We start from the raw sequence: 19,880 nt of genomic DNA on the forward strand, positions 1-19,880 counted from the left end.
CGCTAGAGCGCCGGAAGCAAGCAGCCCCTCATGGACAAACGCAACGGGGCAAGCGGACGCGATGCCGCCTGCCCCGCCGTTTGCCAAGAGTCTGGATCAGGCGGCCGCGACGGCGGCCGGCTTCAGGACGTCTTCGGTGATGCGCAGATCGTCGGCGAGCGGCCGGACCGGGGCAAGGCCGAGGGTCTGCAGGTTGCCGTGATAGGCGCGCACCGCCTCGTCGGTGGCGATGTTGCCCTCGACCACGGCGCGCATCAGTTCGATCAGCACGAGCGGCGCCTCGGCGAGGTTGATCTTGCGGCCGAACAGCGCGAGGCGACCGCCGTAGCGCTCGGTCTGCGCGATGAGCTCGAAGGTGTCGCGGGTCGTGCCGGCGCCGCCGCCGAGAATGCCGACGATCAGCTCGCTGTCGAAGCTTGCGAGCTCCTCGAGCGCGGCCGGGCCGTTATAGACGGTCTTGAGGAACTGGGGCCGCTCCGCCCGCGGCACGCTCGCCAGCGACTTCAGGATGTGATCGTTGACGAACTCGCCGATCTGCTCGCGCGACAGGCCGATGTCCACGTTCGGATTGAAGATCTCGTAGAAATATTTCATGCCGGTGGCCGACGCCTCGGCGCGGAACTCGGCGAAGTCCTGCAGGGCGCGCAGATCGAGATCGGCGTCGTTGGTGAAGCAGATCGAATAGAGGCAGAGATCGGTGCCCGCGGTCGGATAGTTGGCGATCGCCCGCCGCAGGTTGGTGTCGCGGAACGGACGCGACGGAACGCCGGCATAGCGGCCGTGGCGCACACCGGCCCAGCACATGGTTTCGATATTGCCGCGGATCGCCGGCTTCACCTCGCTGCCGACGAAGGCGCCGCGCTCGTCCAGCAATTCGAGGTTGGACTGGGAGACGAGCATCAAATCGACCACGTCGTGGCGGACGATCTCCTCGATCTGGGTGATGAACTCCTGCCGGGTCCGGCGCCGCGCCGGCTTCACCGACCAATCGAAGCCGGAGGCGGTGACGCCGGCCCCGACATCACCGTCCTTCGCATCGGCGATGATGAAATCGGTCGGCTTGTAGCGGCCGGCCTTGATGGCGCCGAGCTTGCGGTCGAGCCTTGAAACCATGATGTCCTCGTCGTGGGGTCGGGTCGGCCCGTCGTGTAGGGGCTGTCGGGACGGACCATTGTCGTCCAACTCTGTGAACCACACCTCCCATTTCTCGCATATTCTGTCAATCTCTTCCGTCGAAACCGAGCCGAGGCGCTCCCCGAGTGTCCGACCGGGCGGCGCCCGCGCCCGCCAGCCGGGCCACGGTGCGCGCGGCAGGGCGCTAAATATGTCGGGATTTCAAACGATTGCGGATGCTGGATTGGCACGTTGGGCTTTCAGGCCGAGCCGAAGCAGCCCTCCCAGCCCCGCCGCTCGCGTGCGGGGCGCGCCGTTGTGTGCCCTCATTCGGCTGCGCGCCACGTGGGCAGTGCAGCATTCCGTAGTGCAGTGCGAAGGGCATCAACGCCCACCGCGTGGCCGCCGCGGGCGCGCGCTGCGTTGACTTTTGAAAGAGTCTGAGAGACCCTGATTGAAATGATGGCGCCGGGATCAACCGGTGCTCGGAGGAGACGACGCCGATGGCTGCCGCACGCGATTGGCATGCGCTGTACGAAGGTTTGTCGCGCACATTGCCGGTGATGGCGAAGGCGGGACCGCATGATCCCGCCGATGCGGCGGGGCTTTTCCTGTGCGGCATGAACATCTGCGTCGATGCGCGGGTCGATCTCGCCGATCCGGCCAACATCGGCGCGCTGATGGCGGAGCCCACGACGACGCCGGCCCGCGCGCTCGGCGAGGAATTGCTGTCACGCGTCGCGCGCGGCGTCGGGGGCGAAATCCGGTTCGATTGGGCGGAGGGTCCGCACTGGCTGCGCCCGCGGCTGCGCGCCAGGCCGGCGCTCGGCGGCACGGGTCCGCAGGCGGCGGCGGTGCTGGCCAAACTCGGCGCCCGCGCGGTCATTCCGTTGGAGGATCGCACGGCGCCGATGCTCGCTGAGATCCCGCCCGGCGTCCTGATCGCCGAGGGCGAGGGGCTGGTGCAGGCGGCCGACATCGTCCCGAGCAAGGAGCCGGTGCCCGAGATCTACATCTTCGAATACACCGCCGGCCGGCCTGTGGCGGATATCGTGCCGCGCCGCTCGTCCCGCATCATCGTTCGGTTCTCCGACCGGGGCATCCAGCGCGACCCGGCCTTCGAGGCGCTGTCTCTTCGCCTCGCGCCGCGGGCCGCCGCGGCGCTCGTCTCCGGCTTTAACGACGAGGCGGCGCAGACGGTCGGCGCGGCGAGCCGCCACGTCTTCGCCCTGACGCGGACCTGGAAGGCCGCCGGCCTCGAGACCATCCATTTCGAACTCGCGGGCTACGTCTCCCAGGCGGCGCTCGGCGAGGCGCTGGCGAATGCGGCAGGCGCCGTCACCTCCCTCGGCATGAGCCATTCGGAGCTCCTCGGCATCGAGCCGAGCGCCGAGCACCCGATGGCGGCGATGCTGGCGCTGGGCGACCGGCTCGGCCTCGAACGGGTGTGCGTGCACGCCGACACTTGGGCCGCGTCCATCACCACAGGCGATCCCGAAATCGAGCTTCGCGCCCTGATGGCCGGGTGTGCGGTCGCCTCCGCCCGCGCTGCGACGGGAGCGCCCGTCGCGGAGCCGCGTGTCGATCCGGCTGCCCACTTCGACCCCCTGCCCTTCGTGAGCCCCGTCCGCACCGGGCGCTGGACGTTCGTCGCCTGCGCCGCGCCTTATCTCGAGGCGCCCGCGACCACGCTGGGGCTCGGCGATTCCTTCACCGCGGGGTCGCTCCTGGTGCTCGGACGCGGCGCGTTGGCCGAAGTGCGCTGACACGAATTCCTCGGCAATGCGCGACGACGCCGTTCCACGAGAGTGGATCGCCTTGGATCTCTTTGATAGAGCTTGCTCATTGCGGATGTCCTCCCGGATCGTCCCGTCAAACATGAGCAGAGCGCCGGCGCGACCCGGCGTGTGGACCGGTCGGATTGGTGCTCGGATCGCCGCCAGCGCCGCCGCTTGGTCGCGCGCGGGGACGCCTCAGGCTTTCGGGGATCGAAGATGGAGCACCCAGCAAAGCGCGTCGACATGGTGCCCGCCAAGCGGCGGGCGCTCATCCTCGAGCACCTTCGGATCAACGGCGCGGCGAGCATCCAGGAGCTCGCCGAGACCATCGGCGGGTCGCAATCGACCGTGCGGCGGGACCTCGAGCACCTGGTCGAGCGCGGCTATCTGGAGCGCACCCACGGCGGCGCCCATCTGCTGCAGCCGATGCGGGCGACCTTCGAACGCGAGAACTCGGTCAATTTCCAGCTCCAGCGGGCGGAGAAGATCGCGATCGGCCGCGAGGCCGCCAAGCGCCTCAGCGCCCGCGACAGCGTGATGCTCGACAGTTCTTCGACGGTGATGGAGGCGGTGCGCGCGGCGGCCGAGCGCGATCTGCCGCTGACCCTCGTCACCAACAGCCTGGAGATCGCCGATTTCGCCGCCGACATCAAATCGTGGCGGGTGATCATGCCGGGGGGGACGATCCGCGCCGGATACCGCCACCTCGCCGGCGAGCCCGGCGAAGCCTTCATCCGCACGCTCCACGCCGATCTCTGCTTCACCGGGGCTTCGGCGGTGAGCGGCACCCTCCTCACCGACAGCTCCCTCGAGATCGCGGCGTTGAAGCGCGCCATGATCGCCGCCGCGCGCCGCACCATCCTGCTCGCCGACAGTTCCAAGTTCACCGCGCCGAATTTCTGCACGCTCTGCGAAATTTCGGCGATCGAGGAGGTGATCACCGACGATGCGGCGCCGGAGGAGGCGCTGAACGTGATCCGCCTCGCCGATCGGACGGTGACGCTCGTGCATCCTGCGGGCCTGCGCTGACCCAATCCTCAACGCCGTGCGCGCTTCAGGGCCCGCATCGCGGTGCGCAGCGTATCGTCGGCGGCGAGACGCCGATATTCGCCGTAGAGCCCCTCATAGAGCACGGCAGCACCGGGATCGGGTGTGTACAGCGAGGCGGACCGGGCTCCGTAGCGCTCCGCCGCGGCGGTGAAGTCGGGCACCACGCCGGCCGCCACCGCCCCGTGGAGGGCCGCGCCGAGTGCGGTCGGGTTCTCGACATCGGGCACCTCGACCGGGCGGCCGAGAACATCGGCCAGAACCTGGACCAGAAACGTGTTCCGGTGCGCGAGGCCGCTCGTCATCACCACGCGCCCGACCGGCACGCCGGCCGCGAGCGCGAGATCGAGGATGGCTCGCGTGCCGAAGCACAGCCCCTCGACCAGGGCGCGGTAGATTTCCGCTGCGGTCGTCTGTAGGCCGAGCCCCAGCAGCAGGCCGGTGAGGTTGGCGTCGGCGAGCGGCACGCGATTGCCGCTGAACCAGTCGAGGGCGACCAGCCCGCCGGCCCCGGGTCCGAGCCGACGCGCCTCCTCCGTGTAGGCGTCGAAGCTCTCGGCGATCGTCGCGCCCCGCGGGAAGGCCCGCACGAACCACATCAGCACGTCGCCGAAGGCCGCCTGCCCCGCCTCGGCGCACCAGAGGTCCGGGAGCACCGCTCCGAAGGCCGCGCCCTCCAAGCCGGACGGTAGCGGACGTGTCTCCGCATCGAGCAGAAGGAAGGCCGCGGAGGTGCCGAGCGCGCCGACGAAGGTTCCGGGCGCCGTCGCGCCGATCGCCGGCAGCACCACGTGGGAATCGATGACGGCGACCGCCACCACGGGGGCGCCGAGGATGCCGGTGCGCGCCGACCAGGCATCGGTGAGGCGCCCTGCGGCGGTTCCGACCGGTTGCGGCGGTGTCAGCCGCCCGGCGAGCCCCGGGATGCCGGTATCGGGATAGGTCCCGAGATATTGGGCCTTGTAGGCGGCGAAGTCCAAGCTGCGCGCTTCGCGGCCGGTGAGCTGCCAGACGAGCCAGTCGCCCGCTTCGATGAAGCGCGCCGTCTCCGCCCACAGCGCCGGCGCCTCGCCGGCCATCTCCGCCGCCTTGGCGAGCAGCCATTCGCCGGAGAGCTTGCCGCCGAAATTGGCGAGATGCGCCCCGCCCATCGTACTCAGGCGCTCGGCCTCGGCTTGTGCGGCGTGCTTCCAGAGCTTCACCTGGGCGTGCGGCTCGTCCGGACGGGTGTCGGCGAGCGCCGTGCCGTCCACCCGCGCCGGCAGCGGCGAGGAGGCGGTGAAGTCGAGACCGATGGCGGCGACCTCGCGCCCCGCTCCGATCGCCCGCAGGATCGCCTCCGCCGCCTCGACATAATCGGCCGGCACCTGGAGCGCGAAGCCGGGCGGCAACGGGGTCGGGCCGAGCCGACCTGTCACGACGCCATGGCGATAGGGATGGACGTGGTAGGCCTCCTGCGCGCCCGTCGCCGCGTCGACGAGAACGCCGCGTGCCGAGTCCGTGCCGAAATCGAGGCCAATCAGATAAGTCGGCGCCATCGCCCGTCGCTCTCAAACATGGTCGGTCGACCCCGGTCGGCGGCGCGTCCATGGCGGTGCGGTCCTGACGGACCGCCCCCGCGCCGCATGCGCCGGCCGAGTCTCTCGGGTGGTGAGGTGGCGGTGAGACCGGGAGCCGGTCAAGCCGCCAGATGAGCCGGAGGCTCGGTGGCCCCGGTCATGATCGAGACGACGTCCGACATCGTGCAATCCGCGGGCCGCACGACGGCGACCCGGCGGCCCAGACGGTGGATGTGGATGCGGTCGGCGATCTCGAAGACATGGGGCATGTTGTGGCTGATGACGACGATGGAGAGCCCGCGGGCGCGCACCGACTGGATGAGATCGAGCACCTTGCGGCTCTCCTTCACGCCGAGCGCCGCCGTCGGCTCGTCCATGAACACGACCTTGCCGCCGAAGCCGCACGCGCGCGCGATGGCGACGCCCTGGCGCTGCCCGCCGGACAAAGTCTCCACGGCCTGGTGAATGTCCTGGATGGTGGCGAGCCCGAGCGCTTCGAGATGCGCCCGCGCCTGCCGCGCCATCTCCGCCTTGTCGAGCGTGCGGAAGAGGCGTCCCATCCATCCCTTACGGCGCAGCTCGCGGCCGAGAAAGAGGTTGTCGCCGATCGACAAAGCCGGCGAGAGGGCGAGGGTCTGGTAGACCGTCTCGATGCCGCGCAGCCGCGCGTCGAGCGGCGAGGCGAAGCGCACCGGTGCCCCGTCGAGCCGGATCTCTCCCGCATCCGGCGACACGGCCCCCACCAGGGTCTTGATCAGGGTGGTTTTCCCCGCGCCGTTGTCGCCGATCACAGCGAGAATCTCGCCGCGCTTGAGATCGAAATCGGCCCGGTCCATCGCCACCACCCGGCCGTAGCGCTTCGCCAGACCCCGCGCCGACAGGACGAGATCGTCGCTCATTGCGCCACCCTCCGGATCCATTGATCGACGCCGACGGCGGCGATGATCAGGATGCCGACAGTGAACTCCTGCCAGAGGGCATCGAGCCCGCCGAGCGCCAGACCGTTGCGGAAGACGCCGACGATGAGCGCGCCGACGAGGGTGCCGGCGATCGAGCCGCGTCCGCCGAACAGGGAGGTGCCGCCGATCACCGTCGCGGTGATGGAATCGAGGTTCGCGCCGCCGCCCGATGTCGGGCTGATCGCTCCGACCCGGCCGATCAGCGCCCACGAGCCGATGGCGGCGACCAAGCCGGCGAGCGCGTAGACCGCGAGCAGAACACGCCGGGTTCCGATACCGGACAGTCGCGCGGCTTCCGGGTCGTCGCCGGTCGCGTAGACGTGGCGGCCGAAGGCCGTGTGGGAGAGGATGTAGCTGACGACCCCCGCGAGCACGAGCATCAGAACCGTGCCGGCCGTGATGCGGGCACCGAACACGGAGATCGCGGTGCCGGTCAGTTGCAGCAGGGGCGCGGCGTCCGCCACCTCCTGCGCCCGGATGGTCTGACTGCCCGAATACCAGAGATTGAGCGCCCCGAACACGCTCCAGGTTCCGAGCGTGACGATGAAGGGCGGCAGCCGGGCGGCGGTGACGAGGAGCCCGTTGATGGAGCCGCACAGAATCCCGAGGCAGAGGCCGAGCGGCAACGCGAGTTCCGCCGGGACGCCGGCATGGACCGCGACGCCGCCCATGATCGTCGAGGTGAGAACCATGATCGCGCCGACCGAGAGGTCGATGCCGGCGGTCAGGATCACCAGGGTCTGCGCGATCCCGATGATGCCGATGATCGTCACCTGCTGCAGGATGAGCGACAGGTTGTAGGGCTGATAGAAGCGCTTTCCGACGAGCAGGCTGAAGATCAGCACGCTCATGCCGAGCACGATGAGCGGTACGGTGATCGGATAGGTGTGGAGGAAGCGCTGCAGCCGGGCGATCGGCGACCGCCGTTCGTCCTCGAAGACGACGGGGGCCGCATCCGCGGCGGGAAGCGCGCGTTCGTAATCAGCCCCGCGCGGCGGAGCGTCGGCATTGCCCATGGCACCCTCTCCCATCCGGCCGGAGGGCGGCGACCGCCCTCCGGACCCTCGATGCGGATCGCTCAGCCCCAGCAGAGCTTCAGCGCTTCGTCCGCGTTGATGGAGGGGACGCCTTCCACCGGCTTGTCGGTGACGAGCTTCACGCCGGTATTGTAGAAGTTGAGGCCGGGGTCGGCTTCGGCTTCTCGCCGGTCTTGACGTAGTTGACGATCGCCTCGACGCCGAGCGACGACATCAGCAGCGGGAACTGCATCGCGGTCGCGCCGATCACGCCGGCCTTGACGTTCTTGACGCCAGGGCAGCCGCCATCGACCGAGGTGATGACGACGGAGCCTTCCTTGCCGGCGGCCTTGAGCGCCTCATAGGCGCCGGCGGCAGTCGGCTCGTTGATGGTGTAGACGACGTTGACGTCCGGGTCCTTCTGGAGCAGCAGCTCCATGCCGGTCCGGCCACCCTCCTCCGAGCCGCCGCCCCACTTGTGGCCGACGATGCGCGGATCGTTCTCGTCGAGATAGCGCGACATGTCCTTCGGATCGATGCCGAAGCCCTTCATGAAGCCCTGGTCGCGGGCGACGTCGACGCTCGGCTGGCTCTCGAGCGCGTCGAGGAACGCGACTTTCGCCTTGGCCGGATCGCCGACGGTCTTCGCCGCCCATTTGCCGATCAGTTCGCCGGCGAGCACGTTGTCGGTGGCGAAGGTCGCATCGGCGGCGTTCGCCGGATCGAGCGGGGTGTCGAGGGCGATCACCAGGATGCCGGCCTGGCGGGCCTTCTCGACCACCGGCACGATCGCCTTGGTGTCGCTCGCGAGCAGGAGAATGCCCTTCGCGCCGGCGGAGATCAGGTTCTCCATAGCCGCGATCTGGCTGTCGTTGTCGCCGTCGAACTTGCCGGCATAGCTCTGGACTTTGACGCCGCCGATCTCAGCCGCCTTCTGAACCGCGCCTTCGCGGATCTTGGCGAAGAACGGGTTCGCCTCGGTCTTGGTGATGACGCCGATGAGAATGTCTTCGGCACGCGCCGGCAGGGTGCCGGCGAGAACGGCGACGCCGAACGCGGCACCGGACAGCAGGCTCGCAAAACGCGCGCCGACGCGCGCAGCCCGCGGAGACAGGGGCGATCGCATGTAGTCCTCCCATAGGTCGGAAGTTGTTTGGTTCCCTTCCGTACGGGAGGATGCTGCCCCCGTTTATGGGTCCTGTCAATCTTAATGCCGTCTACTTATGTCAAAAAATACGCATATCTGACGTTGCATCGGTCGGTTATCATGAGGCGGCAGGGAGTTGGGACATGATCGCGGAGCGCTTCTGGTCGGAGGCCGGCACCGAGCCGTCGGGCGGCGGCGAAGGCGCGCTATTGTCGCTCATCGCCTCCCGCCGTGCCCGCTCCCGCTCGGAGCTCGCGGAACTCTCCGGGTTGTCGCGCGCGACGGTCGCCCAGCGTCTTTCGCTCCTCCTCGAGGCCCGCCTCGTCGACGAAAGCGAAGAGACGCTGCGCAGCGGCGGGCGCCCGGCCAAACTGTTGCGGCTCAACACCGATTTCGCGCTGACGCTGGCCGCCGACATCGGCGAGGAGCGCAGCCGCATGGCGCTCACCACCCTCGACGGCGCGGTGCTCGACGCCCTGACCGAAGAGATCGACATCCGCCGCGGTCCGGAGGCGACGCTCGCCATCCTGGCCGACCGCTTCGAGACGCTGCTCGCCCGCACCGGCCGCCACCGCCGCGACGTGCTCGGCATCGGGCTCTCGCTGCCGGCCCCGGTCGATTATCCGCGCGGTCGCGTGGTCGGGCCTTCGGTGATGACGGGGTGGGACGATTTCGACCTTCGTGGCTGGTTCGCCGCCCGCTTCGAGGCGCCGCTGTTCGCCGAGAACGACGTCAATCTCTTGATGCTCGCCGATTATCACCGCGCCCGGCGCGACGCGCGCCACCTCGTCTACGTCAAGATCGGCACCGGAATCGGCAGCGGCATCATCGCCGACGGCCGCATCTATCGCGGCGCGCAAGGTGCGGCCGGCGATATCGGCCATATTCAGTTCACCCGCACGCCGGCGCCGCTCTGCCGCTGCGGCAAGATCGGCTGCGTCGAAGCCCGCGCCGCCGGCTGGGCGATCGCCCGCGACCTGCGCGCTGAAGGTCTCACGGCGGAAACCGCCCGCGACGTGGTCGGGCTCGTACGCGCCGGCGAGCCGCACGCGATCCACCTCGTCCGCCAATCCGGCCGGGTTATCGGCGAGGTGCTCGCCAACGTCGTCAGCATCCTGAACCCGAGCACCATCGTGATCGGCGGCACGCTGGCGGCGGTGGACGATTATCTGCTCTCGGGGGTGCGGGAGATGGTCTACAGCCGCACGCTCCCCCTTGCGACGCGCGAGCTCGAGATCGCGATCTCGCCGCCCGACGGCGATTCCGGCGTCGTCGGCGCGGCGCTGCTCGTCGTCGAGGAAGCCATGTCCCCCCGCCACGTCAACGCCGTCGTCGCCCGCTACGCGAAGGCGTCGTGAGGGGGAGTAAGGATGCTTGTGCTCCACGGGCAATACCTCTGACCGGCACGACAGACCGCTGCGTTGCTTTTCCGAACCCTCGGCGGAGGCCAGCGCCTTGAAGGCGCAGTCTCGATTAACAGGGTGAAACGGTGAAAACCGGAGCCGTGCCCTGATGGTGCGAGACCGTGATTAAACCTGATCTTTCTTTCATAATATTTCATATGATAAGAAATAAAAAGCACATACGATATTGTTAACGACCCGCATCTTTACGAACAAGGTAAGTCATGTTTAAGTTGGCATGCGATACGAAGCCGGCCAGGGGCTTGGAGGACATTTGCCATCCGCGCTGGGCCCATTTATGGCCGCGAGATAGTTGATCGGTTGGATCGCGCGTAGATCTGTCTATTTGCTACAAACATGTGGATATGTACGCACGCTTGACGTGCATCTGGGAGGGATTCGGTATGTCTGACCGTGGAGAGGGGTATATCGGACAGCTGATGCTTTTCGCTGGCAACTATGTTCCGAAATACTGGATGCCGTGCGAGGGACAGTTGCTCGACATTGGGAAAAATAATATTCTATGGAGCGTTATAGGCAACACATACGGCGGTGACAGCAAGAAAAATATGTTCGCGTTGCCAGATATGCGAGGCGTGCTCCCCGCCCACGCCTCTGGAGGTCGGGTGGGACGGCGCACGGCATCTGCCGATCAGAGCCTTCTCAGTGTCCGTCTTAGTGTTAACAATCTGCCGTCCCATAGCCATCTGGCGAAATTCGCAGGGACAGAAGATCGCGTCACGGTCAGCAACGCGATCGCGATCAAGAATGTCGTTGGCGCCGTGGACCCGGTTGAGAACGGCTACTTCGGAAAGGGAGGCACCGGCACTGGAGCAGCAAGTATTTACGTTCCGTCCGGCTCCACCGCTCCGAGCGTCAACTTGAATGGCGGCTCTACCGAGGTGAAGTTTAAGCCAGCTGGAACCGTTATTGTCGACCCAACAGGCCCAGGCGCGCCGTTTGAGATTCCTAATATTTTAATGTTCTGGTGTATATGCGTCGCGGGTATTTATCCAACAAGAGCATGGTAATTTTTTATTATTTTATCTAACTTCCGGAGGATGATATGACGCCAGATGTGTATACGGACCTGCAAGTCGTCAATGGCACAAAACATCATCTTGTTGCAGGAATACGTGGAACAAATAAAGGTTTTTGTCACTCATATCAAATGCAGATTTGGTTTGAATCTGGCGATCAGGTGGACAAATTCCCCACTCCTGTTGTTGCGGTGAAAGAAGATAAAACTTACAAGCTTCAATTCAAGCGTGGCGGCAGCGATCAAGATGATGGCGCCGACATGCAAATCAATGTAGGTCTCAGCGAAAGCGGCGACGCAAATGTCGTCTGGGTAAAAGCCCGGAGCAACAACAAAAGCCAGCATTTTATAAGCACGGATATTCAAGAGCCAAATCTGAAGGGTCAAGGTCCGTTTGTTGTTGCGTTCAATAGAAACGGCGAATGGCCGTTGGACGACGAACGCGGCTTGGAGTGGTTCGCGCAGGGGCAAACCATAGACATGGGATGCTCGAATACCACGCAGTGCCTCGCGGTGATCGATCTTTCCATAGGTTTTCCCTCATCCGCAGCCAAGATGATTGAGGGCCGCATTATCAATCACACATTCTCTGGAAATGATGAGAAAATTGTTTGGCTCATGGTCATGCGGCACCTCGGTTGGTAATCATCTCCTGATGGCCCCAATATGATCGTGCGTTCGACGATAGCTACACAACGCTCGGCATCGAACTGCGGCGCCACTATCGCGCCATGGATCGAGTTCAGCGGCGACGAGCAAACGAATGTGTGTACCGTCCGCTTCAGCTCGCACTTCAAGCGCGATCGACCGATCTCAAGGCGCCAGAGCGTGGGACACGACGTAGATCACGAGGCCGATGAGGCCGCCGACGAGGGTGCCGTTGAGGCGGATATATTGGAGATCCTTGCCGACCTGAGTCTCGATCTTGCCGACCAGCGTCGCGGTGTCCCAGCGCTCGACGATCTCGGTCACGAAGCGGCCCACTTCGGCGCGGTTCGGCACCAGCGCTTCGAGGACCCATTGGCGCAGGCTGCGGTTGAGCCGGTCCCGCAAGGCGGGGTCGGACGAGAGCCAGCCGGCGAAGGCAACGATCGCCGCCTCGGCATGGGTCGCGAAGAAGCCGTCGGGCTTGTCGATGTCGTCGCGCACCTTCGCCTCGATCTCGCGGGCGAGCCAGGCGACGTAGCCGTCGACCACGGCCGAGCTGAGCACGTCGGCCTTGATCTTCTCCATCCGCGCCGCGAGGTCGGCATCGGTCGCGAGGCGCCCCGTCCATTTGGCGACTTCCTCGTGGAAGCGGGCGCGCCAGGGATGGTCGGCGGCGCGCGCCGCCTCCAGCGCGTTGCCGATCTGCGTAACGAGAGCGTCGGCGAGCTTGTTGTCGACCCAGCCGGGTAGCCAGCGGATGCCCTTCGCCGCGACCTGCTCGCGAATGGCGTCCTTGTTCTCGGCGACATAGACGGAGGCGAAGGCGAGCGCCCGATCGAACACCTTGTCGGGATAGCTCTGGCGCGCCAGCACCGAGAGGGTGCGGGCCGCAAGCGAGGCCGCGTCGATCGAATTGACGCCCTCGCGGAAGGCGGCGCCGGCGAAGACCTGGAGACGGCTGTCGCCGATCAGGCCGATCAACGGCGGCAGCACGGCGCGCACCTGTTCGGTCACGAGCCGGACATTCTGCGGCTCGGTCAGCCACTCGGCCGCAAGCCCGCAGGCATCGACCCGTTCGAGGCGCTGCTCGACATGGGCGGGTGCGAGGAAATTCGTCTCGACGAAGCGGCCCATGGCGGCGGCGACCCGCCCCTTGTGACGCGGGATGATCGCGGTGTGGGGGATCGGCAGGCCGAATGGATGGCGGAACAAGGCGACGACGGCGAACCAATCGGCGCAGGCCCCGACCATCGCCGCCTCGCAGAACGCCCGCACATAGGGCATGCCGACCCAGAGATCCGGCCAGCGCACGCAGACGACGAAGAGCGCGGTGACCAGGACGAGGAGGCCCGTCGCGATAATCCACATGCGCCGCGCCGCTGCGGCGGCGGCCGAAACCCCGCCCCCACTCGGATCGTCGGCTTCCGCGGGAACCCTCACGCGGCGGTCTCGGACGGCCGGCGGGCCGTCTGGCCGAAGCGGCGGCGCAGGCCGCTCAGGTCGTGCGCCGCCGCATGATAGGCGCGCTCGACCTCCCCTGCCCCATAGAGGCGCTCGAGCCGGCGGATCGCGAAATGGCCCTCGGCGACGCGCTGGAAATGATCGGTGAAGACGACGTTGACCGCCGCCCCGCCGACGGCGCCGATCACCGGCGCGGCACCGACGGCCAGTTGGTCCGAGAGAACGACGCCGAAGCGGCCGACGATCTCGCCGGCGAACCGGGCGAGCAGCGGCGACGAAGCACTGACGGCCCCGACTTCGGCGACCTGGGTGACGACGTCGCGCACGAGGCTCGAAAGCACGGTGCGCACGGCATAATAATCGAGCCGGGCCTGCTCGGAGGGCACCCGGCCGCCGAGCGCGAACACCTCGACGCAGGACAGCCGGGTTTCGAGACGGCTCAGGTCCTCGCCGTGTTCCCGCGCGATCTCGGCGATCGAGCGCAGCATCAGCGTCGTGGTAAGGGGCAGCTCGAACGGTAGAGCCGCGATGCCGAAGAAGCCGCCGACACCGCCCGTGAGCCCCACCATCACCTTGTTGGTCCACGGCGAGGCGGCACTGCGGTCGTTGGGATCGAGGGACTCGATCGCGACCTCGAGGCACTGAAAGATCGCCGCCCGCACCAAGGCCTGGAACCGCCGGTTGATCGGACGCGGCATCAGCTTGATGAGCTCGTTGACGGGCTTGCCCGCATAATCCGCGATCCGCGCCGCCAGCGTCGGCCGCTCGAGCTTGCGCACAGCGGCGGCGAGCTCCCGCCGGTGGGGGGCTGAGAGGCTCGAAGCGGGATCTCGGATGGCCGGCATCATGGGCGCCTCATCAGGGGACGAACACCATTCAAGCTCGCGATGATGGCGGAACCATTGCTGATCAGGGCCGTCATCTCCGGCCCGACCAGATTGCCCGGCAGCGCCAGACCGAGGGCGATGGTGTTGAGCACCGCCACGATCCCGTAATTCTGCTTGATGAGGCCGACGGCGTCCCGCGAGATCTCGATCGCCTGGACGAGCTTCCAGAGCGAATCCTCCATCAGGATGACGTCCGCCGCCTCGTGGGCGATGTCGGCGCCGTGCTTCATGGCGATGCCGACGTCGGCGAAGCTCAGGGCCGGGGAATCGTTGATACCGTCGCCGATCATCGCGATCGAACGACCCTCGCGCTGAAGGCTCTGGATCACCTCGGCCTTGTCCGCCGGCATCATGTTGGCGACCTGCCGGGTCAGCCCCAAGCGCCGGCCGACCGCCGAGGCGACGACCGCATTGTCGCCGGTGAGCATGACGGTGTCGCGCACGCCCATCGCATGAAGCCGGGCGATCACCTCATGGCTTTCGGGGCGGATGCGGTCCTCATAGGCGACGAGCCCGGCGAGCTTGCCGTCCACGGCGACATAGAGGCAGGAATGGCCGCGCTCGTCGATCTGGGCGCGATCGCCAGCAATATGATCGACCTTGATGTCGTTGCGGCGCAGAAAGCGCTCGCTGCCGACATGCATGTAGTAGCCGTTGACCTGACCCTCGACGCCGAGGCCGATGTGGTACTCGGTCTCGTCGCACGGCGGCATGTCGAGCGACAATTCGCGGATCTTCTCGCGCAGCGCCTCGGCCACCGGGTGCTGAAGATGGGTTTCCGCGGCACCGGCGAGCGCAAGCAGGTGGTTTTCGTCGATGTGTTCGGCGTAGCTGACGACGTCGGTGACGTGGGGCGTTCCGAAGCTCAGCGTGCCGGTCTTGTCGAACACCACGGTGTCGATGCGGGCAAGCTTCTCCATGTGGCCGCCGCTCTTGATGACGATGCCGGAGCGTGCCGCGTGGGTCATCGACGAGAGCACCGAAGTGGGCGCGGCGACACGGATGCCGGTGCCGTAATCGACGATGACGAGCGAGAGGAAGCGGTTGAAGTCGCGGGTCAGCAGCGCGGTGCCGATGGCGAGACCCAGCGTCGGCATCACAAGACGATCGGCAAAGCGCTCCGCGTGGTTCTGCATGCGGGTGTCGCCGACCGGGTTCGATTCGACGAGCCGGGCGATCTGCCCCGCCGTAGTATTGTCGCCGACGCGGGCGGCACGGATCGTGATTTGCCCTTCCTGGACGATCGTCGCGGCGAACACCTGCTCGCCGACCTCGCGCGACACCGCGAGACCTTCGCCGGTGATCGTCTTCTGGTCGATCATCGCATGCCCGCGCTCGATCGCGCCGTCGACCGGGATCATATCGCCCGGATAGACCACCACGAGATCGTCCACCACGAGCGCCGTCGCCGGCACCGAGACGACGGTGCCGTCGCGCACGACCCACGCGTTGCGGCTCTGGAATTCGAGGAGCTCACGGATCGCCCGCTTCGAGCCGGCCGCAGTGAGATCGCGGATCCAGTCGCCAAGCCGGATCAGCCAGACGACGATGGTGCCGGCCACGAGATTGCCCTGCCCGACCGAGGCGGTGATGGCGAGGGTATCGAGGAAGTCGACGTTGAGCCGCCGCTCCTGGCTCCACACCCGCCACGCCCGCTTGAAGATCGGGATGGCATTGTAGAGCGTCAGCGGAACGTTGACCGCGAAGGCCAGCGGATGGGGAATAAGCGCGAGTCCGAGGGAGAGGGTCGGCAGCCCGAGCGGGAATTTCTCAGACGTAGGGGCCGGCTTGCGCACGACCGCCGACGTATCCGGCTGGCCGAGAAAGGCTTCGAGATCCTCGACGCTCGCCTGCCGCAGCAGGGCGAGCACGCCGTCGAGTTGCCCCTTTTCGGCCGCCTCATATTCGACGACGAGGCACGCGCAATCATAATTGACGCGCGCGCTCTTCACCCACGTCCGCGCCTTGAGCCAGGAGAGCGTCGCCTCCGCCACCATCGACGGATAGGCGAGCAGCGGAACATGCAGACGGATCCGGCCCGGCATCGCGTGGCGGATTTGGAAGTCCATGGAAACTGCCTTGCTTGGGCTGCGGCCGACCGCAGCGGGTCCGATCAGCGCGCCGCGCGCGCCATCGCCGGCTGCGTCTGCAATTCGGCTAGATGGTTGAGCGAGAACAGCGCCAGCGTCACCCACATCGGGGTCGCCGCTCCGGCGCCGATCTCCAGGAAGGTGTAGACTGCGAGCCCGCCGACGAGGAGCACCTTGAGATCGACGGCATTGCCGGTCGACGCCTTGAGCTCTTGGTCGACTGACTTGAAGAAATCGACCGTTGCGCGCGCAAATTCGGAACGCTCGGCGAGGAATTCGGCCTCGGCCTCGATCTTGTCGGCGATATCCTTGATCTCGTCGCCGGGACGGGCGGGCTTGGGCCGCGGCGGCGGCACCGGATCGGGCGCGCACAAGCGATCGAACTGAGCGCCGATCTGCTGTTCCTGCCGGATGTCGTAATGAATGATGACGCTGCCCGAATCCGGCTTCGCCTTGACGCTGGTGATGCCCGGCACCTTGGAGAAGATGTCCTGGTAGACGCCGAGCAGTTCGGGATGGGCCTTACCCTGCGGCACCTTCAGGCGGATGCGCCCGGGCACCTTGTGGGCGATCTTGAGCTTGGGCTTACGCACCGCCTTCGGCGCTGCGGCGGCCTCCGCCGAGGCGATGGCCTCGCTCGTCTGCGACGGCCCGCCGGACGCCGCGGCGGCGGCCGCCCCGAAGACCGGCTCGTCGGACAAGAGGTTCGTCATGATCAGGTCTCTCGATCGCGGCGCAACTCGCCGCTCGCCGGTGATCGGTCGGGAAGACGTGGTCAAGAGGACGTCGGTCGCACCGAGCCCCGCGCCGGCGCCGCGCCCGAAGGATCGCCCGACCACACCGCGGCCCGATCGAGGTCCCGACGCGATCGCGATTGCGAACCTCGACCTGCGCCCGCGGATGCCTAGCCCAACCTGCGAAAAACCGCAGCTCAGCGCGCGGTGGCGACAGCCGCGGCGACGTCCTTGTCGGTCGCGATCTGCTCGGCCTTCACCTCGGCCGCGATATCCTGTAGCTGCTCCTGAGCCTCGCTCACCGCCGAGCGCGCCCGACGGCCGAGCTTGTAGGCGCCGCGCATCGTCGAATGCAGCATCGGCTTCATGCGGTGGCCAAGCTTCGGCAGGACGTTGGGCGCGAGCGCCGCGGCAACGCCGATCACCATGCCCGGAATGAGGGCCACTTCGAACAGCGCGACGCCGGCGGCGACGACAGCGATGGTCGCAGCCTTGCCGATCATGTCGTCGCTCGTGGCAACGGACGACATCTCGTCGTGCTCATGCGCGGCTTCCACGGCTTCCGCAGCTTCCGCCTCGTCTTGAACGTCGAGCTTGTACTTCGTCACCGTCTCTACCCCTGATCAGATCCTGCCCCGAAAGGCACCCCAAAACACGGATTCGTTATAAGACCTGATAAGCGAAACGCAACGCCTTATACTGTCATGCGATTGTCGCACTGAGAGTTAAATCTGTCGAACTGGTGCAACACCTTTCCTCATTCTAGACATCGAAAGCATAACTAGTGGCTGGTCGTGCACGCCTGTGCATGATTGCAGCGGGGCGCGACGCAGATCGGTCCCCGCCGCGGACAGCGCCGAGCGGCGGGCAGGCATCGCCTGCCCGTGCATGTGGCGACATCGGTCCCACGGCGACCCGCGCCGTACGTGACACCCATGAGCGCCCGGTTCGCTCAGTCGCGCACGAGAAACTTCTCGATCACGTCCATTCTGGGTTCCACTCCTAGCCCCGGCTCAGACGGCAGGTGGGCGTATCCGTCGGCAATTCTCACCGGATTTCGGGCGAGCGAACGGCTGATCTCGCCCGGCTCGACGCAATATTCCATGACGAGCGCGTTCTCGATCGCGCACAGGAAGTGCAGGGACGCCGCCGTGTTGAGATCGGTGGTGAAGTTGTGGTTGCACACCTTGCGGCCCCGGGCCTTCGCATAGGCAGCGATTTCCATCGCCTGCGTGAAGCCCGTCCGCGTGAGGTCGATCTGCACCACGTCGATGCCGCCCTCGTCGATCAGGCGCTGGAATCCCACGACGGAACATTCCTGTTCGCCGGCTGCGATATGCTGCGAGCAGGCGGCCGAGACCCGGGAATATCCACCATAATCGTCAGGATGGAGCGGCTCCTCGATCCAGAACAGGCGATAGGGCTCGAAGAGCTGACCGCGCCGAATGGTGGTTTTGGCGTCCCACGCCAAGCCGACATCGAGCATGAAGTCGACCTCATCTCCGATCGCCGAGCGGATCGCCTCGACGTAGGCAATGTCCTGGGCCTCGTCCCGGCCGAAGGGTTCCCAGCCGAACTTCACGCCCGTGTGGCCGGTGTCCACCGCATGGCGCGCCCGGGCGACGGTATCGGCGATGCTGAACTGAAACATATTCGAGGAATAGACGCGCATGCGGTCACGCATCGCACCGCCGAGAAGGGTGACAATGGGCTGACCCAGCGCCTTCCCCTTGATGTCCCAGAGCGCCATGTCGATTCCGGCCATCGCCTGCAACACGGCCCCGCCGCGCCCATAGAACAGCGTCGCGCGGTGCATCTTCGCCCAGAGACGGGCCGTCTCGAGCGGGTTCTCGCCGATCAGTAGCGATTTGAGCCCCGTGACCATCGTGTGCGAGTAGGGGGCGTCGATGATCGCCTTCACGACGGATGGGCAGCCGTCCACCTCGCCCCAGCCGACGATGCCGGCATCGGTGGTGATCCGGATCAGCAACGCGTCCTGCGAGCTGTCGGTGCGCGCCTCGATCTCCGGAAGCCGCAGATAGAAGCCGTCGACGGCGGTGATTTTCATGGAATCCGAGACCCTTACGGCGCGTTCCTGGCGCCTTTTGGCATATGAGCGGGGTGATCGCGGCGAACGCCGCGGAAAGTGGTCGGTTGGGAAGCGTCAGTCTCCGCGCGAAGCCCGCCGGGCGGCGATGATCTCCTCGTAGTTCACATCGAGAGCTTGCACGCGGATGTGCTCTTCGAGTTCGCGAAGCATCTTGTCGATATCGCCGTCGGCGAATACCGATGCGAGACGCCGGTGCTCTTCGATAATGGTTTCGGTCGACTTCCCCATGGTGGAAAGGCCGAACAGAACCGTCAGTTGGCGGGCGATCGATTCCCAGAGGGTGTCGAGCACCGGATTTCCGGCGAAGCTGCACAACAGGCGGTGAAAAGCGGTGTCCGCGGAGGCGAAACCGTAGATGTCGTCGCGCTGGGCCATCAGCGTGAGCTCATCGATTGCCCCGTCGAGCCGTGCCGCATAAGGCGCGCCATTGTGCCCCGCTTCGATCGCGCGGCGACAGGCGAGCGACTCGATGGTGACGCGCACATCGATGAGGTGCTCCAGCCGCGCGTTGGAGACCTCCATCAGCCGGATGCCCTTGTAGGGCGCACTGGTCACGACGCCTTGGCTTTCGAGGATCCGAAGGGCCTCGCGGATCGGCACGCGGCTCATGCCGAGGCGGGTTGCGAGGTCGGGTTCGCTCAATCGATCTCCCGGCAGGATCAGGCCGCGGGAGGCTGCGGAAAGAATGCCGTCGACGGCATGGTCGACGAGCGTCCGCGGCCGCGCCGCCGCCCATTCCCCCTCCTCGGGATCGATCCGCGCGATGGGTGCTCTGTCGACAATCGCGACCGCATTCACAACCGCCCGGGTCGCGGATGTGACAACGCTCTCCTCCTCGCCCGAGGAAGCTGTCGGAGTCCTTTTGCGCCCCCTGCTCGTGTTCATCGTG

At 66.5% G+C, this 19,880-nt stretch carries 16 protein-coding genes and 1 pseudogene; 5 read left to right on the forward strand and 12 right to left on the reverse strand.

Annotation, left to right across the window (positions count from 1 at the left end; genetic code table 11):
* Positions 1-96 precede the first annotated feature (96 nt).
* Positions 97-1,113 (reverse strand): hypothetical protein, encoded by a 1,017-nt coding sequence (locus F0357_RS22725; RefSeq protein ID WP_153490629.1) that lies wholly within the window; start codon positions 1,111-1,113, stop codon positions 97-99.
* 503 nt (positions 1,114-1,616) lie between these two features.
* Between F0357_RS22725 and F0357_RS22730 the strand changes: the two genes are divergently transcribed.
* Positions 1,617-2,879 carry an ADP-dependent glucokinase/phosphofructokinase gene (locus tag F0357_RS22730; protein WP_246161860.1) on the forward strand — a complete coding sequence of 421 codons (1,263 nt, stop codon included), beginning with the start codon at positions 1,617-1,619 and terminating at the stop codon, positions 2,877-2,879.
* 228 nt (positions 2,880-3,107) lie between these two features.
* The gene (locus tag F0357_RS22735) at positions 3,108-3,920 is read left to right on the forward strand and encodes a DeoR/GlpR family DNA-binding transcription regulator (protein ID WP_153490634.1); all 813 of its coding nucleotides are present in this window, start codon (positions 3,108-3,110) and stop codon (positions 3,918-3,920) included.
* An 8-nt stretch (positions 3,921-3,928) separates the two neighbouring features.
* Here F0357_RS22735 and F0357_RS22740 read toward each other — a convergent pair whose 3' ends face one another.
* The 4 genes and pseudogenes from F0357_RS22740 to F0357_RS22755 form a co-directional block, all read right to left on the reverse strand.
* Entirely contained in the window at positions 3,929-5,476 is a 1,548-nt protein-coding gene (locus F0357_RS22740; RefSeq protein WP_153490638.1) for an FGGY-family carbohydrate kinase, read from the reverse strand.
* Between the two features lie 140 nt (positions 5,477-5,616).
* Complete coding sequence (locus tag F0357_RS22745; protein ID WP_153490643.1) at positions 5,617-6,396, reverse strand: ATP-binding cassette domain-containing protein; 780 nt, start codon at positions 6,394-6,396, stop codon at positions 5,617-5,619.
* On the reverse strand, positions 6,393-7,487 hold the full coding sequence (locus F0357_RS22750) for an ABC transporter permease (protein WP_153490646.1): 1,095 nt from the start codon (positions 7,485-7,487) through the stop codon (positions 6,393-6,395). The genes F0357_RS22745 and F0357_RS22750 overlap by 4 nt, the downstream gene beginning before the upstream one ends.
* Positions 7,488-7,534: 47 nt before the next feature.
* Positions 7,535-8,598: pseudogene (locus tag F0357_RS22755) on the reverse strand (substrate-binding domain-containing protein).
* Between the two features lie 164 nt (positions 8,599-8,762).
* Between F0357_RS22755 and F0357_RS22760 the strand changes: the two are divergent.
* The 3 genes from F0357_RS22760 (at position 8,763) to F0357_RS22770 (ending at position 11,706) form a co-directional block, all read left to right on the forward strand.
* The gene (locus F0357_RS22760) at positions 8,763-9,977 is read left to right on the forward strand and encodes an ROK family transcriptional regulator (RefSeq protein ID WP_153490649.1); all 1,215 of its coding nucleotides are present in this window, start codon (positions 8,763-8,765) and stop codon (positions 9,975-9,977) included.
* Between the two features lie 449 nt (positions 9,978-10,426).
* Positions 10,427-11,053 (forward strand): phage tail protein, encoded by a 627-nt coding sequence (locus F0357_RS22765; protein WP_208948553.1) that lies wholly within the window; start codon positions 10,427-10,429, stop codon positions 11,051-11,053.
* Between the two features lie 35 nt (positions 11,054-11,088).
* Positions 11,089-11,706 (forward strand): hypothetical protein, encoded by a 618-nt coding sequence (locus F0357_RS22770; protein WP_153490654.1) that lies wholly within the window; start codon positions 11,089-11,091, stop codon positions 11,704-11,706.
* Between the two features lie 168 nt (positions 11,707-11,874).
* On the opposite strand, the gene F0357_RS22775 is transcribed toward F0357_RS22770, so the two are convergent.
* From F0357_RS22775 to F0357_RS22805, 7 genes are all read right to left on the reverse strand, one after another.
* The gene (locus tag F0357_RS22775; RefSeq protein WP_153490658.1) at positions 11,875-13,149 is read right to left on the reverse strand and encodes a DUF445 domain-containing protein; all 1,275 of its coding nucleotides are present in this window, start codon (positions 13,147-13,149) and stop codon (positions 11,875-11,877) included.
* Positions 13,146-14,018, reverse strand: coding sequence for an EcsC family protein (locus tag F0357_RS22780; protein ID WP_153490661.1), 873 nt, complete (start codon positions 14,016-14,018; stop codon positions 13,146-13,148). The genes F0357_RS22775 and F0357_RS22780 overlap by 4 nt, the downstream gene beginning before the upstream one ends.
* The gene (locus F0357_RS22785; protein ID WP_153490665.1) at positions 14,015-16,126 is read right to left on the reverse strand and encodes a heavy metal translocating P-type ATPase; all 2,112 of its coding nucleotides are present in this window, start codon (positions 16,124-16,126) and stop codon (positions 14,015-14,017) included. Before F0357_RS22785 ends, F0357_RS22780 begins: the two co-directional genes overlap by 4 nt.
* A gap of 44 nt (positions 16,127-16,170) precedes the next feature.
* Positions 16,171-16,860 (reverse strand): HMA2 domain-containing protein, encoded by a 690-nt coding sequence (locus tag F0357_RS22790; RefSeq protein WP_153490669.1) that lies wholly within the window; start codon positions 16,858-16,860, stop codon positions 16,171-16,173.
* A 218-nt stretch (positions 16,861-17,078) separates the two neighbouring features.
* Positions 17,079-17,489, reverse strand: coding sequence for a DUF5132 domain-containing protein (locus F0357_RS25375; protein WP_153490672.1), 411 nt, complete (start codon positions 17,487-17,489; stop codon positions 17,079-17,081).
* 344 nt (positions 17,490-17,833) lie between these two features.
* Positions 17,834-18,949, reverse strand: coding sequence for a mandelate racemase/muconate lactonizing enzyme family protein (locus F0357_RS22800; protein ID WP_153490675.1), 1,116 nt, complete (start codon positions 18,947-18,949; stop codon positions 17,834-17,836).
* A 96-nt stretch (positions 18,950-19,045) separates the two neighbouring features.
* The gene (locus F0357_RS22805) at positions 19,046-19,876 is read right to left on the reverse strand and encodes a GntR family transcriptional regulator (RefSeq protein WP_153490679.1); all 831 of its coding nucleotides are present in this window, start codon (positions 19,874-19,876) and stop codon (positions 19,046-19,048) included.
* Between the last annotated feature and the right edge of the window lie 4 nt (positions 19,877-19,880).

Source organism: Segnochrobactrum spirostomi, assembly GCF_009600605.1.
Taxonomy (GTDB): Bacteria; Pseudomonadota; Alphaproteobacteria; order Rhizobiales; family Segnochrobactraceae; genus Segnochrobactrum; species Segnochrobactrum spirostomi.

Excerpts from the sequence above, each read along its gene's own strand:
- F0357_RS22765 (WP_208948553.1), top strand. The coding sequence starts at position 10,427 with ATGTCTGACCGTGGAGAGGGGTATATCGGACAGCTGATGCTTTTCGCT.
- F0357_RS22735 (WP_153490634.1), top strand. The coding sequence starts at position 3,108 with ATGGAGCACCCAGCAAAGCGCGTCGACATGGTGCCCGCCAAGCGGCGG.
- F0357_RS22800 (WP_153490675.1), bottom strand. The coding sequence starts at position 18,949 with ATGAAAATCACCGCCGTCGACGGCTTCTATCTGCGGCTTCCGGAGATC.
- F0357_RS22725 (WP_153490629.1), bottom strand. The coding sequence starts at position 1,113 with ATGGTTTCAAGGCTCGACCGCAAGCTCGGCGCCATCAAGGCCGGCCGC.
- F0357_RS22770 (WP_153490654.1), top strand. The coding sequence starts at position 11,089 with ATGACGCCAGATGTGTATACGGACCTGCAAGTCGTCAATGGCACAAAA.
- F0357_RS22780 (WP_153490661.1), bottom strand. The coding sequence starts at position 14,018 with ATGATGCCGGCCATCCGAGATCCCGCTTCGAGCCTCTCAGCCCCCCAC.
- F0357_RS22785 (WP_153490665.1), bottom strand. The coding sequence starts at position 16,126 with ATGGACTTCCAAATCCGCCACGCGATGCCGGGCCGGATCCGTCTGCAT.
- F0357_RS22790 (WP_153490669.1), bottom strand. The coding sequence starts at position 16,860 with ATGACGAACCTCTTGTCCGACGAGCCGGTCTTCGGGGCGGCCGCCGCC.
- F0357_RS22750 (WP_153490646.1), bottom strand. The coding sequence starts at position 7,487 with ATGGGAGAGGGTGCCATGGGCAATGCCGACGCTCCGCCGCGCGGGGCT.
- F0357_RS22730 (WP_246161860.1), top strand. The coding sequence starts at position 1,617 with ATGGCTGCCGCACGCGATTGGCATGCGCTGTACGAAGGTTTGTCGCGC.
- F0357_RS22760 (WP_153490649.1), top strand. The coding sequence starts at position 8,763 with ATGATCGCGGAGCGCTTCTGGTCGGAGGCCGGCACCGAGCCGTCGGGC.
- F0357_RS22805 (WP_153490679.1), bottom strand. The coding sequence starts at position 19,876 with ATGAACACGAGCAGGGGGCGCAAAAGGACTCCGACAGCTTCCTCGGGC.
- F0357_RS22745 (WP_153490643.1), bottom strand. The coding sequence starts at position 6,396 with ATGAGCGACGATCTCGTCCTGTCGGCGCGGGGTCTGGCGAAGCGCTAC.
- F0357_RS22740 (WP_153490638.1), bottom strand. The coding sequence starts at position 5,476 with ATGGCGCCGACTTATCTGATTGGCCTCGATTTCGGCACGGACTCGGCA.